General features: G+C 48.0%; 11 protein-coding genes and 1 pseudogene. 3 read left to right on the top strand and 9 right to left on the bottom strand.

Annotated elements, in window-relative coordinates:
- Nucleotides 1-250: 250 nt before the first annotated feature.
- On the bottom strand, nt 251-1,867 hold the full coding sequence (locus QUB56_RS03765; protein ID WP_332953287.1) for a HAMP domain-containing sensor histidine kinase: 1,617 nt from the start codon (nt 1,865-1,867) through the stop codon (nt 251-253).
- 27 nt (nt 1,868-1,894) lie between these two features.
- On the opposite strand from QUB56_RS03765, the gene QUB56_RS03760 reads away from it, so the two are divergent.
- Nucleotides 1,895-2,050: a hypothetical protein gene (locus tag QUB56_RS03760; protein WP_332953286.1), complete on the top strand. Its 156-nt coding sequence runs from the start codon at nt 1,895-1,897 to the stop codon at nt 2,048-2,050.
- An 88-nt stretch (nt 2,051-2,138) separates the two neighbouring features.
- Nucleotides 2,139-3,545, top strand: a complete 1,407-nt coding sequence (locus QUB56_RS03755) for a TldD/PmbA family protein (protein ID WP_332953352.1) — start codon at nt 2,139-2,141, stop codon at nt 3,543-3,545.
- 431 nt (nt 3,546-3,976) lie between these two features.
- Here the strand turns inward: QUB56_RS03755 and patX are convergent, their stop codons facing one another.
- Both patX and coaE read right to left on the bottom strand, forming a co-directional pair.
- Nucleotides 3,977-4,213 carry a heterocyst-inhibiting protein PatX gene (gene patX, locus QUB56_RS03750; protein WP_332953284.1) on the bottom strand — a complete coding sequence of 79 codons (237 nt, stop codon included), beginning with the start codon at nt 4,211-4,213 and terminating at the stop codon, nt 3,977-3,979.
- Between the two features lie 865 nt (nt 4,214-5,078).
- Nucleotides 5,079-5,816: a dephospho-CoA kinase gene (gene coaE, locus QUB56_RS03745; RefSeq protein ID WP_332953282.1), complete on the bottom strand. Its 738-nt coding sequence runs from the start codon at nt 5,814-5,816 to the stop codon at nt 5,079-5,081.
- A 205-nt stretch (nt 5,817-6,021) separates the two neighbouring features.
- Here coaE and QUB56_RS03740 point away from each other — a divergent pair, with 205 nt between their 5' ends.
- Entirely contained in the window at nt 6,022-11,172 is a 5,151-nt protein-coding gene (locus tag QUB56_RS03740; protein WP_332953279.1) for a CHAT domain-containing protein, read from the top strand.
- 80 nt (nt 11,173-11,252) lie between these two features.
- Here the strand turns inward: QUB56_RS03740 and QUB56_RS03735 are convergent, their stop codons facing one another.
- The 6 genes and pseudogenes from QUB56_RS03735 to QUB56_RS03710 all read right to left on the bottom strand — a co-directional run bounded on the left by QUB56_RS03735 (nt 11,253) and on the right by QUB56_RS03710 (nt 15,644).
- On the bottom strand, nt 11,253-11,885 hold the full coding sequence (locus QUB56_RS03735) for a restriction endonuclease subunit R (RefSeq protein WP_332953278.1): 633 nt from the start codon (nt 11,883-11,885) through the stop codon (nt 11,253-11,255).
- 200 nt (nt 11,886-12,085) lie between these two features.
- Nucleotides 12,086-12,668: pseudogene (locus tag QUB56_RS03730) on the bottom strand (Uma2 family endonuclease).
- A gap of 39 nt (nt 12,669-12,707) precedes the next feature.
- Nucleotides 12,708-13,286 carry a Uma2 family endonuclease gene (locus QUB56_RS03725; protein WP_332953277.1) on the bottom strand — a complete coding sequence of 193 codons (579 nt, stop codon included), beginning with the start codon at nt 13,284-13,286 and terminating at the stop codon, nt 12,708-12,710.
- 87 nt (nt 13,287-13,373) lie between these two features.
- Nucleotides 13,374-14,564: a tetratricopeptide repeat-containing serine protease family protein gene (locus tag QUB56_RS03720; RefSeq protein ID WP_332953274.1), complete on the bottom strand. Its 1,191-nt coding sequence runs from the start codon at nt 14,562-14,564 to the stop codon at nt 13,374-13,376.
- A 227-nt stretch (nt 14,565-14,791) separates the two neighbouring features.
- Nucleotides 14,792-15,154 carry a type II toxin-antitoxin system death-on-curing family toxin gene (locus QUB56_RS03715; protein ID WP_332953271.1) on the bottom strand — a complete coding sequence of 121 codons (363 nt, stop codon included), beginning with the start codon at nt 15,152-15,154 and terminating at the stop codon, nt 14,792-14,794.
- A gap of 16 nt (nt 15,155-15,170) precedes the next feature.
- Nucleotides 15,171-15,644: a hypothetical protein gene (locus tag QUB56_RS03710; RefSeq protein ID WP_332953269.1), complete on the bottom strand. Its 474-nt coding sequence runs from the start codon at nt 15,642-15,644 to the stop codon at nt 15,171-15,173.
- Nucleotides 15,645-15,760: the final 116 nt, after the last annotated feature.

Genomic DNA, 15,760 nt, shown 5'->3' with positions numbered 1-15,760 from the left:
GGGGTAGGGACACGGCAGTGCCGTGTCCTCTATATCATTTCGATGCAACCGGAAACAATATTACTGAGAAAGGCTATAGATGGTTGGTTAAACCTGCCACAGATTTTGCCAATAATTAGGATCGCGAATTAAATAACTTACAATTTTAATGGTTATTGTGGGATGGGCGTCCCGCCCGTCCAAAAAGGACGGGCGAGACGCCCATCCCACTTTCAAGAGTGGAAGTTATTTAATTCTCATTCCTTAATAACTATTGCAGCGGCAAAAATACTGTCATCACCTCGCCCTTTTGGGGCCGCTGGCGAATTACCAACTTCCCGCCAGCAGCCCGAAATAAATTCTTAGTGACGCTCAAATTTAAACTCAAACTTCCCGTCTCCGGCTGCACCATCAACAAAGGCCCGATCGATCGCAAAGGACCATTCGCCTTAGCTGCAAAAGTCGATGGGCCATTACCTTCCGGTAGGTGTTCCGATTCCAACTGCAATTTTAACTGATCGCCTGCCAATGTCACTTCTACCTGAATGCGACTCCCCGAGGGCAAAGTTCGAGTAAAATTCTCAATCAAATTAGTTAAAACCTGATCCAACATCGTCGGATCGCTGACTACTGCAGGCAATTTTTTCGGCACAATAACTTCCAAAGTGTGGTTGCGCACACCCGCCTGTTTTTGCCAGCGGGGAATGCTATTTTGCAGCACTTCGCCGAGAGACATGGCTGTTAGCTGCACCCCGGAATTTTTAGCTTGCGACATTTCCAATTCTACAGCGCGGAAAATTAAACCGAAGCGATCGATCTGAGCGGTACACTCAGCATCAATCATTTCCAAACGCTTGACCACCACCGGATCGAGTTTGGGACGTTTCAGCAACAATCGAGTCAGGGTGCGAATGGTAGCCAAAGGTGTGCGGACTTCGTGGGCGATCGCCTGTAGCAATTCCACCTCTTTAGTAGCCAGAGGAATTGGAGATTTGCAGTTGATATCTGTAGCTGATAACTTTTGATGCTTCTGGTTCAAACCATCATCAATTCTTTCATCTTTCACGCGAGCGGATTCCTCGCTCCTGAGCGGCAAATTATGCAACAGCAAGCGGCTGAACTGCATCACTGTTTGATAGTTGGGAGCCACAGGCGAAAACTGCTGGAACAGCGCGTCTAATTTAGTAGAATTATTAGTTAATTGGCTAACGGGCAAATTGAAGCCGCCGTCAGAATTTGCAAGCAAACAGTCGCTTTCAGTCACCCGGCGCCGCAAAACTTCCCAAGCTTTGGCGACTACTTGCGGGTCGAAAGAAAATAGAAAAGCCGGAATTCCTGCCGAATTTTCACCCAAAACCATCACCAGGCTAAAATTAGCAGTTAAAACCAAACAAAACTGCTCGTTCGCCAAAGGATCGCCGATCGCCAAAGCCAAAGCCGGGACCGCCGCAGGCGCTGATGCTTGCACCTGGGCCGCCGGCAGTAAAGCTAAAGTTTGTCTAGCACGAAAAGACCACAAAGCTGCATCATTGTCGGGAATACTGGTAAAAATCCAATTGGCAAAGCCGTTGGCTAAAGCAGGGTCAGTCAAAACTGAAGATGGGCCCGACAACACCAATCCCTGACAGGAATTGGGGATTGTCGATCGACAATTTGCTCGCTCGGCATCTGTTTTTTGTCCGCGTTTTTGCCGGTCGAGCATTTGATTCAAAGTTGCGATCGCCCCGTACCATTCCTGTTCAGCTTTCAGCCGAGAAGCCCCACGGCTCCCAGGGCACCTCGGGCGGTTGTTTTCTCCGGCCAACTTAGCATCAAAGAGACTGAGGTCATTTTCTTGGCCTTCGGAGGCTAAAATGTCGCTTATTGTCGGTAGAAAGTAAGTATTCATAGTAGTTATAAACCCACCTTCACAGCCATGAAGGATGAAGTATTTATGTATAGGAAAGTTCAGGAGTTAGGAGTCAAGCACCGCCAAGATGAAAAAATCCCGCATAATTTCTTGCGCCTTCCTGCTAACTCACAGGATATCCACATTTGTCAACTAACGATATTGGCAGAACCGTACCAATAAGTCGCAATCTCCGCGCTTGGGGCGATATTTTACACGATCGCCCTGACAAAAGTGCAAAATGAAGTCAGTTAAACACCGTGCTTTCCTTATGCCTACCTCGATCGCCGACTCGAAAAATCTGCTGTCAGACTTAATGGCACGCTATCGCAACCAAGTAGATTATCTGGCAATTCGACTCGAAGAAGCCGAAGGCACCGACATCCTGCTGCGAGGCGAAAAAATTGAAACCCTCAGCGAAGGAGTCTCAATTGGTGGCCAAGTCCGAGCTTGTCACAAAGGCGGCTGGGGCTTTGCCAGCTTTAACCGACTTTCCACCCTCGCCGAAAGAATCGAAGAAGCCATCGCCGCGGCTAAACTCATTGGCGAAGAAGAAACGATTCTGGCACCTGTTACCCCAGTACAAGACATTTGCTTGCTGCCGCTGACAGGAACGGACCCGCGTCTGGTTCCCCTAATTGACAAAAAGCAATTGTGCGATCGCTACGCGGCCATTCTCCGCAGCATTGACCCCCGCATCGCCACCATCTCCGTGCGCTACGGCGACAGCACCCAGCGCATCATCCTCGCCACCTCCGAAGGCACCATGCTCGAACAAGGTTGGGCAGACATGGAAATGCGCTTTGCGGCGACAGCCCGCAGCGGAGAAACCGTACAAACCGGCCGCGAAACCACCGGTTCGCGCAAAGCCTACGAAGACTTAACCGAGCTCGATGTTCAAGTTCGCAGCGCCGCCCAGCGCGCCGTAGATTCCTTAGCCTTACCCCCCGTCCAAGGAAACACCTACACCGTCGTCATCGACCCAATTCTGACCGGATTGTTCGTCCACGAAGCCTTCGGGCATCTTTCCGAAGCCGACATGGCCTACGAAAATCCCGACATTTTGGAAATTATGACCCTCGGCCGCCAGTTCGGCCCAGAAAACTTGCAAATTTTCGACGGTGCAGCGCCCGAGGGACACCGGGGCAGTTATTTCTACGACGACGAAGGTACTCCCGCGACTACTACTCAGTTAATTAAAGACGGCGCTTTAGTCGGGCGGCTGCACTCGCGGGAAACTGCGGGCAAATTGGGAGAAACGCCTACTGGCAATGCTCGCTGTTTGAATTATCACTATCCGCCCATTGTCCGCATGACGAATACTTGGATCGAACGGGGTGACACGCCAGTTGCTGACCTATTTTCTGGTATCAAAGAAGGAGTTTATGCGCGCAATTGGCAAGGCGGCATGACTAACGGCGAAATGTTTACTTTCAGTGCCGGCGAAGCTTGGATGATCCGCGACGGAAAACTAGACAATCCCGTGCGGGATGTTACTCTTTCGGGTAATGTTTTCAGCACTTTAGCCGATATTGAGGCGATCGGCGACGATTTCTACTGGGATGAATCCGGCGGCTGTGGCAAGGCAGGACAAAGCGGTTTGCCCGTGGGCTGTGGCGGCCCGAGTTTGCGGATTCGCGATGTCGTTGTTGGCGGTGAAGCTGCGGAAGAAGATTAAAGCTGCAAAAGTTTAAAAAATCAAGGTAAAGCGCTAGATTCCTACTCGCGCTTTACCTTGATTTTTTGAGTGCAACATAGAGCGCCCGTTGGTGGCATCTGATATCAAATCCCTTAGCATCGGAATAGTAAATTCGAGTTCACTGTTGGCTGTTGACGGTTGACGGTTGACTGTTCACGGCGTCAACCGTCAACCGTCAACATCACGGACGGTGTAACCGGAAACGATCTGATATCTTGAGGACCTTTGGCAAAAAAACTCCAATAGCCAAAAATTATGTGTTGAGTCGTCCCATACCGCTAAAAAATCGGTTTTTTGGTACGAAGTACATAAGTCCCCCATTAATGGATCGAAATCTTCAATTTTTCTCCTCCTATCACCATTTTGGATTTTTCCATTCTCCCACCCTCCCCCTAATTCGCAACAGACAACTATCGATTTTTTAGGCTTAATCTTCCGCTACCTCGTTCTGGCGCTGTATCTTTATCTTTATCTTGCTCTTTATCGTTATCTGCGTACAAGCTCTGAGTGTCAGCTAGAACTGTTAAAAATTCTGGATTAGGGTTGTCTCGAGCAAAAAATGTCGATCGAGTTTCTAAGCTTTGAGTGTTAACTGCGGTGGCGCTCAGTAACAGGCTTGACATCAGGAGAGAAGAGTAAACGCGCATAATAAAATTTGGTGTTTGTATTTTCCACTTCTTGATACGCAGCCTGTACTCTGCTATCCGGGTAAAAAAAAATGAATTGCGGCCAAAACACCAATTACTAATTGATGGCATCGGCAATTTTTTTGAGTTTTCGTTAAAAGCGAATAAAACCCCTCATTTAGCTCGCCCGTTCGCTTGTAAGCTCGAGTTGCCTGCTGCTTGCGGGCAACCAGCAGAATTCAACCGCTGGCATTTTCTTGAAACACTCTTCAAACAAGGAAACTAAAACCGCAAATTGTAAATTTTTACTACTTTTATGATTGACTTCATAATTTATTCATCTGAAGCTGCAACCCAGGGATTAAAGACTAATTAGGAGAGTACCCAGGCGCGCCATCAGCACCCTACATATAAATATCTGGGTGAATGAGATTCCTTAAGGCGGACGATGCCTAATTTTTTACATTAACTTTATAAATAGTGGCTATTATATTTTTAAATGAATTGTGATTTTTTTATCTTTTCTTTGCTTCTCTTATTTTTTATTCTCTTGGTTGATGACAAGAGCGCTGACGCCCCACTTTGAAGGACGAGTCGAAAGCGGTTCGTTAAAAAAAAGCTCCTTCACCAATCCGAAAAGGTTGCTATAGGGTGTTTTTGAATGAAATGTGAACGTATATTTTGTAGTCTAAGCGGTGCGCGAGCCAGGGTTTAAGAAACCCTATGGGTGACATAAGTTCATCGCCGCACCTCACACACCCTACAAAAAGAAACCGGGTTTTTAAACCGATATGGCGGAGTCCATCTCATATCAATTCCGGTGGCACCGTCCGTTATTGTTGACGGTTGACTATAATTCCGGTGCAACCGGAATTGATATCAAATCTCAAATCTCAAATCGACTGACTTGCGCATCTACCTGTAAGAACAGCGAGTCGAGGGTTGACGAGTTGTCCAAAACAACATCAGCTTGTTGACACTTTTGAGCTAGCGATAACTGGGCCCTAATGCGGGCATTAGCTCGATCGAAACTCAGCCCGTCTCGCTGCATCAGCCGTTCTAACTGCACTCGGGGCGAACAGTACACCACCCAAATTTCGGTACACAAGTCAGTCATGTTAGCTTCAAACAGCAGCGGCACTACCAAAACCAAAGTCAAGGTGTCACCCCTGGCGCAGAAACTGGCTTTTTTTTCAACAATACTTCGTTCTAGCTTTTGATGACGGTGAAAAAAACCGGTTTCTTGAGTCTTTGTACCTAAATCCTCTGTGCCTTGGGATACCGGACTCAATGCAGCAATGCAGCTTTGAGTTTCCTCAACTAATCGGCGGCGGACGTAAGGGTGAATCTGTTGTTCTAACCACTGCCGTTCGAGAGCGTTACAAAAAATAATATTTCCCAACTCTGCCCGATTTAAATTGCCGTCGGGGAGCACAATACCAGCGCCGTATCGTTCTACAATAGACTCGAGTATTGGCGAACCTGGATGCACAGCTTCGCGGGCGTAAATATCGGCATCTAAAATCGGAAATCCACAGGCATCTGCCAGATAATTAGATATAGCGGTTTTACCGGTGGCGATGCCCCCAGTTAAACCGATCAGACGGATAATTCGATCGCTCATAATTTTCTCTGTTTAAACTTCTTGTGTTTCGACACTTAGTGTCAGTCTTTGCTATGTTGGTCACACAATCAAAATTAGACTGAAAATTTGAAATTTGCGATCGAGAGTTGGCGTTAGGAAGTATGAGCATTGGGGTGCGATCGACTGTTTTTTACGCAAAATCTCCATTTTTCACTCGAATCAAGGTCTAGACCGAGGCAAACTTATGAATGCTCAACGTGCTGTGCGATCGATTCTGGCAGCAATTCCCCTTGCTGGATTTTTGATATTAGATTTTTTCCCCAACCTGGTTTTCCTCAAAGAAAATAGCAGCGGATGGGTGATTGTGGCAATTTATCCCCAATCTCAAATTGCTGCTGCAGAACCTATTCCAGCATCAGACGGCACGGGAACCTCGGTCATCACTCCCGCCCAGGGTACAGGGTCGCCCACTCGCTACGACATTACAGGCGGCACACCCTCCAGAGACGGAGCAAATGTATTCCACAGTTTTACTCGATTCGGTCTGAATTCTGGCGAAACTGCCAATTTCATCTCCAACCCAACCATAAAAAATATCCTCGGCCGCGTTGTCGGGGGCGACGCTTCCTTAATTAACGGTCTAATTCAAGTTAGTGGCGGCAATTCTAACTTGTTGCTGATGAATCCCGCAGGCATCATCTTTGGAACGAATGCCCGACTCGATGTGTCCGGGTCTTTTTTGGCTACCACCGCTAGCGGTATCGGTTTTGACAACGGCTGGTTCAACGGGACAGGGGCGAACGACTACCCGGCCCTAGTCGGAGCGCCGAATGTTTTTGCTTTTGGCGCACAGCCGGGGAATATTGTCAATGCCGGTAACTTGGTTGTCGGCACGGGGCAAAATTTGACTTTGCTCGGCGGTACGGTCATCAGTACAGGGCAACTTTCTGCCCCGGGCGGTCAAATTACTGTGGCGGCTGTTCCGGGGGAAAATCTGGTGCGGTTGAGTCAAGAGGGACTTTTGCTGAATTTAGAAGTTTCCCCAGCAGCCGGAGTGTCGGGTTCGCAAGTTCTTCCCTTCTCTGCGCTGACTTTACCTCGGCTGCTCTCGGGCCCTGGTGCTGCTGAGGCTACGGGTATAACTACGAACGATCGCGGTGAAGTCGTGCTCGCGGGCGGGCAAACAGTGCCTGCAGGTGCTGGAACTGCTCTGGTATCGGGTGCTGCGGACGTGTCTGCCAGGAGGGGCGCGGGAGGAAGCGTGAATGTGTTGGGCGACAAGGTAGGGCTATTGTCCGCGAAGATTGAGGCTTCCGGGCCCGGCGGCGGAGGAACTGTGCGGCTCGGGGGAGATTACCGAGGCGAGGGAACTGTGCCGAATGCAACAATGACTTACGTGGATGGCAACAGCTCGATCGCTGCCAACGCAACTGCCTCCGGCAACGGTGGCAGAGTTTTTGTCTGGGCGGACAACACAACAGCATTTTTGGGCAGCATCAGCGCCAAAGGCGTTTCTGCAACTGACACCGCAGGTGTTGGCGGGTTTGTAGAAGTTTCGGGCAAGCAAAGATTGATTTTTAAGGGTACTGTCGAGACGGACGGGACAAACGGTTTGGGGACTTTGCTGTTAGATCCAGAGAATATCTTAATTACAGATTCTGCAGAAGGTACGGGCGATGCGGCAATTATTGCCAACAATAATATTTTGGCCACAGGAACGCTACCAGGACAGCCAAATAATTCTGAGCCTTCGCTGACAATTTCGGCTAGAGCTTTGGAAAGTATTTCGGCTAGGTCAAATGTGGTTCTCGAAGCGCTCAATAATATTACAATTGCTGATTTGGCGGACAATCAGTTGAGCTTTCAAGCAACTACTGGATCGGTGACATTGAGAGCAGATGCCGATCGCAGTGGGGCGGGCGTTTTTTCGATGAATGCGGTCGATACAATTAGCACGGCTGGCGGCTCGATCGCCATTTCAGGAAATCAAATTACTGCGGGCAATTTGTCGAGCAACGGCGGAAATATTAGTTTGATTAGTCCGGGTTCGACCGTTGCTAACAATATTTCTTCATCCAATCCTAAGACTGGCAGCAGCGGAAATATTTTGCTCGAAGGCCTGAACGTAACGGCCCAAAGACTTGATGCCAGCGGCCCGGAAGCGGCGGGAAATGTAACTGTGACGGCTCAGAATGTTCTGGGAGTGAGCTCGATCGCAGGGGGCTCGGGAAACATTACTTTGACTGGTAATGAAATAAATTTTAAAGGCGACAAAAATTCAGTCAGCGGCACTGGCTTTTTGGTACTACAACCTTGGAGTCCAGGTCAAAATATTGCGATCGGCGGTTCTGGAGATGTCGGCACTAATATTTATTTGAATCTCACGGCAAAGGACCTCGGAAGTTTGCAAAATGGGTTTGCTGGAATTACGATCGGTCGCAGCAACGGTATGGGTTCGATTCTGATTGCCAACGATTTCACATTTTATGACTCGCTAATTATTCAATCGCCGGCGGGTTTGGGAACAATCACTACCACAAGTTCCTTGACAGGGGCCGACAATGCCTCAATTACTCTCAAAGCTGACGGGAATATCAGAACCGGCAATATTTCTACCAACGGTGAGGAAATTCGCCTCGCCAGCACAACGGGCAATGTCACAACTGGTCAGCTACTTACTGTTGGAACCCGCACCATCAACACGAATGTCAATTCTTCCCAAGAGATGCGCAATTCGGCGGGAGATGTGACCGTTACCGCAGAGGGCACGGTGACTGTGGGTGCGATCGACACTAGGGGCGATCGCGCGGGGAATGTGACGCTGACCGGACCCAAGGTCGTCACTGCGGGGGCGATCGAATCTAGTGGCTCGAAAACACCGGGAAATATTACTTTAACCGGCAGCGAGATTGACTTGACGGGTGACAAAAATTCGATCGCCAGCAATGGCAATTTGGTGCTGCAACCGGCCGATCCAAGTCAAAATATTATAATTGCAGGCTCGAGCGATACAAAAGCTCTGAACTTGACTGCGGCTGACTTGAACACTTTTCGGAATGGGTTTGCTTCGATCGCGATCGGACGTTCTGACGGTAGCGGTGCGATCTCGATTGCTTCTGGAGGGCCAAATTCAACGCCGAATTCAACGCCAGTGCCGGTGATATTTCAAGACCCGACGACGATTCAATCGCCCAATGGCACCGGCGCGATCGTGGGAACGCGTGCGATCGTCGGAACTGATAACGCCACGATCGCTCTGTTCGGCGGTACTGTAACTGTTGGGGACGTTACCTCGAAAGCGGGGATTAATATCATTAGCAATCAAGGCAATGTGACTGCTGGTACGGTTTCATCTCGATCGGCTTCCGGGACAGCGGGCCCTATCAACATCCGCAGCGCCGGTGCGGTACAAACGGGCAACATCGATGCTTTCGGTTCCATCCGCGGGGGAGATATTTCGATTGCAGCGCCGGGGCGGATCGTTACAGGGGTGATCAATTCGAGTTCGCAGCTGGGAAGTGCCGGTTCGAGCAAGATTACCGGCCAGAAAGATGTTGAAGTTGTTTCGATCAAAGCTCGCGGCAATACGGGCGGCGATGTGGAAATCGAGGCTGGGGGAGCGTTTCGGGCTCCGGGAACAGGAACGGCCCCCGAGCGCGCCGAGGTCAGCATTTCTACAGACGGGCTGGCTCGATCGGGTTCACAGACTCTGCTGCAAAGCACTTGCTCGTCGGGAACCTGTACGGCGGCGACTGTTGGAACGGGAAACTCCAAGTCGAACACTGCCACTTCCTCAACTGCTATCGGGGCGCTGGCGATCGTGCCGACTCCGGCACCAACTAGCAGCGTGGCACTAGAAACTACAGGCAATTCTCCACAAATTGTGACTCAGGTGAGTCTCGTCCCCGCAGCGCCGGTGCCAAAGAGCAGTAACGCCAATGTCTCGCCAGAACCCGCTGCTGCGCCTGTTGAGGCGGCATCGAACGAGACGGAGGGTGGCTCGGTACTGCTGTCGCCGTCGGTGTTAAAAGACAATTTGGCTGCGCCGGAGAGGACAGAAAACGGCAGCTTGCAGGCAAGTGCACAGAAGCCGGCAAGTGCGGTAACAGCAAAAAGTATCGGGAATGTGAGGGTTCCAGAGAGTTCTCGATCGAGTTCGATCGGGCAAATAAATCCGATCGACGCAGTGCAGCAAAGGGATATAACTCAGGGCCGGGAATTTGAACGTTACTTTGGCGGCAATCTGGGTCAAAAGTCTGTCACCCAGCAAAGTATTCGAGATACTCTCAGCAGCGTCAATCGGCTGACTGGGGTTAAGCCCGCTATCCTTTACGTGTGGGCGAAAGACAAACATTTAGAACTTGTGTTGTTATTGCCCGACGGCAAAAATGTTTTTAAAAGCGTGCCTGCAAGCCGCGAGACAGTGCTGCAAGTTGCTAAAGAATTCACTAATGCTATCAGAACTCCCAGGAGATTTAATGCTGCTGATTACAAGCAACCTGCCGAGGAACTTTACGAGTGGCTAATTGCACCCCTGCAACCGGAATTGGATGCTAACAAGATTGACACCTTGGTGTTTTCGATGGATGCCGGTTTGCGAACTTTGCCTTTGGCTGCTCTTTACGACGGCAAGCAGTTTTTGGTAGAAAAGTACAGTTTGGGGCTGATTCCGAGTTTGAGTTTAACTGATACTCGCTATGCCGATGTTAAGGCTTCTGAAGTTTTAGCGATGGGTGCGTCGAATTTTCCTGCCAAATACGACCAAAATCCTTTGCCTGCGGTGCCGCTGGAAATATCGACAATTGTGGGCAAGATTTGGCCCGGTTCGTCTTTTCTCAATGAAGCTTTTACTTTGGCAAATTTGAAGGGTAAGCGCAATCAACCGCAATACAAAATTATTCATTTAGCTACTCACGGCGATTTTCAGCCTGGGGGGGCCGAAAATTCTTACATTCAGTTTTGGGATACTAAGTTGCGGTTGAATCAGTTGGAGGAGTTGAAGTTATCTAACCCGCAGGTGGAGTTGTTGGTTTTGAGTGCTTGTACTACGGCGGTGGGAGACGAACAAGCTGAGTTGGGGTTTGCGGGGTTGGCGGTACACGCGGGGGTAAAATCGGCTTTGGCGAGTTTGTGGTATGTCAGCGATGTCGGTACTTTAGGGCTGATGACTGAGTTTTACCAGCAGTTGCGTACAGCGCCGATTAAGGCTGAGGCTTTGCGGCAAGCGCAGTTGGCGATGTTGCGGGGAGAAGTGCGGTTGCAAGATGGTTATTTGGTGCGATCGGGCAACAATCAAGCTCTGCCTTTACCGTCGGAGTTGGCCGCCAGGGGCGATCGAAATTTGTCGCATCCTTATTATTGGGCTGCTTTTACAATGATCGGTTCGCCGTGGTAATTCTGAAGGAAGAAGGAAGAAGGAAGAAGGAAGAAGGAAGATTAATGCCCTGTTTGGCCAATGCCCTGTTTGGCCAATAACTACTGACTAATCACTATTTGACTCAAGCGTTTGAGGATGCGGAGTACATCGTGTAAATTATTGGTGCGATTGCTAATTCCCCATAAATCAGATGTGCTATACCGAGGTGATTCTCCTTTCACTAATTTAACAAAGATGAAACTGCCGCCTGTAGCAATCATGCCGTAACTAGGTTTGTCCGGGTTGGGATTTGCCAGCATATAAGCTAAGATTTGCGCCAATCCCGCTTCGATCGAAAATGAAACTCGTTTCGATTCTATTACCATCAGCCACAACTGCTCTTTTAAAACTAAAGTATCAAGGCTGCCTTTGATGATAACCCCTTCATCTTCTTCGGAAATTTCGACGGATTTTTCGGGTTTAATGTAGAAAGGATGCAGATAAAACTCGCCTGCAAATAACAGGGGAGAGACGATCGACAAACTAATGGTTTTTTCCAGCATCGGCGGATACTCTAACAAGTTGAAGTAACCCGCTTTAATCTGATCTAGCTGTCGTTTTTGAAAGTCGGTAATTTCTGGCAACTCGTCTTGCCATTCTCTGAAAAATTGGTCGTCTGTGACAAGTTGAAGGTTAAAAAGTGTTTTTAATTCTTCTAATGTGACATTTTTAGCTTGAATTGTTTGAACCATAATTCTAGCCTGTTAATTTTATGGTAATTACAATTTTATCAAATTTCCAGCTAATATTATGTCCCCTCGAAAGATTATAACAAAATTGGTTTGTAGTGAAGACCCAGAGTCCTAATCGAACTCGCTCGGACTTGCATTCCTCACTACGAACTGGTAACGCTTATTTTACCGAAGATGATATAAGTCAAAATTCAACTCTGCTAATTCCAAATTTTTTGTAAATTGAGAACAAATCCCGGCAAAACATTTTCCCCAGAAAGAGTGAGAGGAGATTGTAAAACTTCCACATCTTGACCGGGGCGATCAATTTCAACTTCCAGTTTTTTGCGGTTAATCAGCCAACCCAAACGGCAGCCATTTTCCATATATTCTTGCATTTTTTCCTGAGTCTTTTTCAGGCTGTCGCTGGGCGAAACTAATTCAATGACAAAATCGGGACAAAGCGGGATGAATTTTTCTCTTTGTTCGGGCGTCAAAGCTGACCATCGTGATTTTTCTACCCAGGAGACATCAGGAGAGCGATCGGCTTTATTGGGCAGAGTAAACCCTGTGGAGGAATCAAACACTTCGCCGAGTTCGGTTTGTTCGTTCCACGTCCAGATTTGAGCATTCGCTGTTGATTGAGTTGCTTTTGCCCGTTCCTCCTCCGGTTGGCGGCATGACAATTAATTCTCCGTTGGCGTTGCGTTCTAGTTTCAAGTCCGGGTTTTCTTCGCACAGTTGATAAAACTGTTCGGAAGTTAGTTTAATTATGGAGTTGAGGTTTAAGGTTATAGCTGTCATAGCAGTTTTTTTAAATTTAAAAACAATTGATAACTCAAATTAATTCCAAATTTTTTGCAAATTGAGAACAAATCCCGGTAAAACATTTTCCCCAAAAAGGGTGAGAGGAGATTGTAAAACTTCCACATCTTGACCGGGGCGATAAATTTCAACTTCCCGTTTTTTGCGGTTAATCAGCCAACCCAAACGGCAGCCATTTTCCATATATTCTTGCATTTTTTCCTGACATTTTTTCAAACTGTCGCTGGGCGAGACTAATTCAATGACAAAATCGGGACAAAGCGGGATGAATTTTTCTCTTTGTTCGGGCGTCAAAGCTGACCAGCGGGATTTTTCTACCCAAGAAGCATCGGGAGATCGATCGGCTTTATTGGGCAGAGTAAACCCTGTGGAGGAATCAAACACTTCTCCGAGTTCGGTTTGTTCGTTCCACAGATCCAATTGTGTAGTCACTTTGACATTGCGTTTCCCTGTTTCTCCTCCGGTTGGCGCCATGACAATTAATTCTCCGTTGGCGTTCCGTTCAAGTTTCAAGTCCGGGTTTTCTTCGCACAGTTGGTAAAACTGTTCGGAAGTTAGTTTGATAATGGAATCGAGGTTTAAGGTGATAGCAGTCATTGTTATTTACCTGCTGTTTGTATAAAGTTGATTAAGAATTAAAAATGAATAATCCCATTTTTAATTCTTAATTCTTAACTTCTAATTCTACTGCAATTGTTTGATTCTGTTGAGCGCGTCTTGATAGGCACTCGTTCTGCCGCCTTGCTTGTAAAGTTCTGCTGCTTTTTGAAAGTCGGCAATTGCTTTTGGTTGGTCTTTGTTGTCCAGGTAAGCTAAAGCTCGGTTGTAGTAAGCGTCGGCAAAACCGGGATTGGCTTCGATCGCCAGCGTGTATGCTTGAATAGCACTGGAACCGCGTGTGGGTTCGAGTGGGGGCAAGCCGGCGGTCATGAAAGTGCGGGCATTACCGATATTAAAATACAATTCAGGGGTATATTTGGGCTTGAAAGCAAGCGATCTGTTGAAATCCGCGATCGCCTCCCAAGCATCTCCTCGATCTAACAGCGAAAGTCCTCGAAAATAATAAGCTTGGGCGTCTTGCGGATTGGCGGTGGATACCGGGCCGCTGGTTGGGGGAGTATTGTCTACTTTCAACTCGGATTTGTTTATTCCCGCCGCCACCAGCTTGGCGATAAATGTATTGATTGGAACTGCTGCATTAAATCCGGTTTTAATCGGGGCGACTTCGCCGGAACTGGTTTGTGCAAAACCGAATTCCCCTTGTCCGTGTAAACCGATGACTCGGGCTTCGGAGTCAAAAACAGGACCGCCACTCATACCACTCCAAGTTACCGCTTGATACCGCAAAGTGTAACCTTCTGGGCGGTTGCGCGGGCGGCTGGTAACGAGTCCGGGAGAGAGTTCGGGTTCTCGTTCGGCGCCGAAAAGTCCGCCGGTAGCGGGATAGCCGTAAACGAAGATTTGAGTGCCGATGACGGCCAAATCGGAATCTGCGATCGTCGCGACTGGATATTCTTCGGGGCTTTCAAATTTGACTACGGCTAAATCTGGGTCAGTTTCGGCGGTTTGCAAACGGGTGACGGAGGTTGCTTGATAGTTTTTGCCGATCGACGTGCGAACGGTGTATTTCACGTCTGCTTTTTCTACGACGTGATTGACTGTTAAAACTGTGTAAGTTTTGCCTTTTTTGGCAATAATTACGCCAGAACCGTCTCCGAGGGAACTGTTAATTTGTACTGTCAGCGGCCCGGCAATGCTGGCGACTTCTTGGGGGGTTTTGGCGATCGCGGGTTGGTTGATGACTATGGTTAAGGCTGCGGTAGTTCCTGCTAGCAGGGTGGTTAAGGTGTCGTAACGAGAAAAATTTATATTCATGGCTATTGCTAATTTGTAGTTGGGTAGCGGGATTTGCGGGAAAAAGGGCGATCGGTCGTTGGTACTTTTTTTTTTAGTTTTATTGGTGATTTGACGCCAAGGAGCTCGGCTTTGTTCTTTAGTGATGATAATTTTACTCGCTTTTTTGTTCCGCGATTCCCTATTTCACTGTAGGGTGCCCACTGCGTACCTTAATTAATCTCCCTGCAGGCTGCCCAACTTACTTATTAAAACTCAACAATACATGACTCGAACTCCGTGCTTAATTCTTCCTTAGTCATCGTTCCCCGTGCAACTCGCATGACTAAATCATAGGCTCGATCGTCGGTCAAATTCAGAGCGCAACCATTCAAACGCAAAAAGGTATCCATCACCGCAAAAGCCGTTCGTTTATTGCCGTCAATAAAGGGATGATTCATCGCTATGTGGTAGAGATAGGCTGCAGCTTGTTCGCTAATTGTTGGATGCAAAAATTGACCGCCAAAAGTTGCTTGCGGTTGAGCCAAAGCGGACTCCAACAAGCCTTCATCTCTAACGCCGGGAGTGCCACCCAATCTCTCTATCTGTCTGGCGTGGATCCTTAAAACCATACTTTTGCTGACAAAATTAGGAGTTGGCAAGGCGACGGTAAACCTCCTTTCTTTCGCGTTCTGAATCTAGATATGCCTGCCATGCTTTGGCTTCTAGATCACTTTTTTCTGCTTTTACAGGCTGTATTGGCTTCAGGGCTAGTATAAACTCCAGCACTTCTTTCAACCTAGGTTTTGGTACACGGTCAACCTCCTCTCGTTCTTTTTTAGAGACTAGGTAAGCGTTCCAAACATCACTTTTTTCGGCTTTTACAGGCTGTTTTGTCTTCAGGTATAGTACAAACTCCAGCACTTCTTTCAACATAGGTTCTGGTACAGGGTCAACGTCCTCTAGTTCTTTTTTAGATGCTAGGTAAGCGTTCCAAACATCACTTTTTTCTGATTTTACAGGCTGTTTTGCATTCAGGGCTAGTACAAACACCAGCACTTCTTTCAACATAGGTTCTGGTACTTGGTCTAGTTCTTGAAGAAGTTGGTCTTTGGCGGTCATATTTCCTCCTAGTTATCTTACAACTATTTTATCCTAATTCATAAAAGTTTTGCAACTGAGAGATTGTACGCGAGCATCTGTAGGGACACGGCACTGCCGTGTCCTTACTTACCCGG

It is taken from the genome of Microcoleus sp. AR_TQ3_B6, assembly GCF_036702785.1.
Lineage (GTDB): Bacteria > Cyanobacteriota > Cyanobacteriia > Cyanobacteriales > Microcoleaceae > Microcoleus.
Note: the sequence above shows the minus strand (reverse complement) of the source record. Positions and strands in the feature narration are given on the sequence as shown.

Bases quoted from the DNA above. Each gene is read 5' to 3' on its own strand.
- QUB56_RS03765 (WP_332953287.1), bottom strand. From the start codon at position 1,867: ATGAATACTTACTTTCTACCGACAATAAGCGACATTTTAGCCTCCGAA.
- QUB56_RS03760 (WP_332953286.1), top strand. From the start codon at position 1,895: ATGAAGGATGAAGTATTTATGTATAGGAAAGTTCAGGAGTTAGGAGTC.
- QUB56_RS03755 (WP_332953352.1), top strand. From the start codon at position 2,139: ATGCCTACCTCGATCGCCGACTCGAAAAATCTGCTGTCAGACTTAATG.
- patX (WP_332953284.1), bottom strand. From the start codon at position 4,213: ATGCGCGTTTACTCTTCTCTCCTGATGTCAAGCCTGTTACTGAGCGCC.
- coaE (WP_332953282.1), bottom strand. From the start codon at position 5,816: ATGAGCGATCGAATTATCCGTCTGATCGGTTTAACTGGGGGCATCGCC.
- QUB56_RS03740 (WP_332953279.1), top strand. From the start codon at position 6,022: ATGAATGCTCAACGTGCTGTGCGATCGATTCTGGCAGCAATTCCCCTT.
- QUB56_RS03735 (WP_332953278.1), bottom strand. From the start codon at position 11,885: ATGGTTCAAACAATTCAAGCTAAAAATGTCACATTAGAAGAATTAAAA.
- QUB56_RS03725 (WP_332953277.1), bottom strand. From the start codon at position 13,286: ATGACTGCTATCACCTTAAACCTCGATTCCATTATCAAACTAACTTCC.
- QUB56_RS03720 (WP_332953274.1), bottom strand. From the start codon at position 14,564: ATGAATATAAATTTTTCTCGTTACGACACCTTAACCACCCTGCTAGCA.
- QUB56_RS03715 (WP_332953271.1), bottom strand. From the start codon at position 15,154: ATGGTTTTAAGGATCCACGCCAGACAGATAGAGAGATTGGGTGGCACT.
- QUB56_RS03710 (WP_332953269.1), bottom strand. From the start codon at position 15,644: ATGACCGCCAAAGACCAACTTCTTCAAGAACTAGACCAAGTACCAGAA.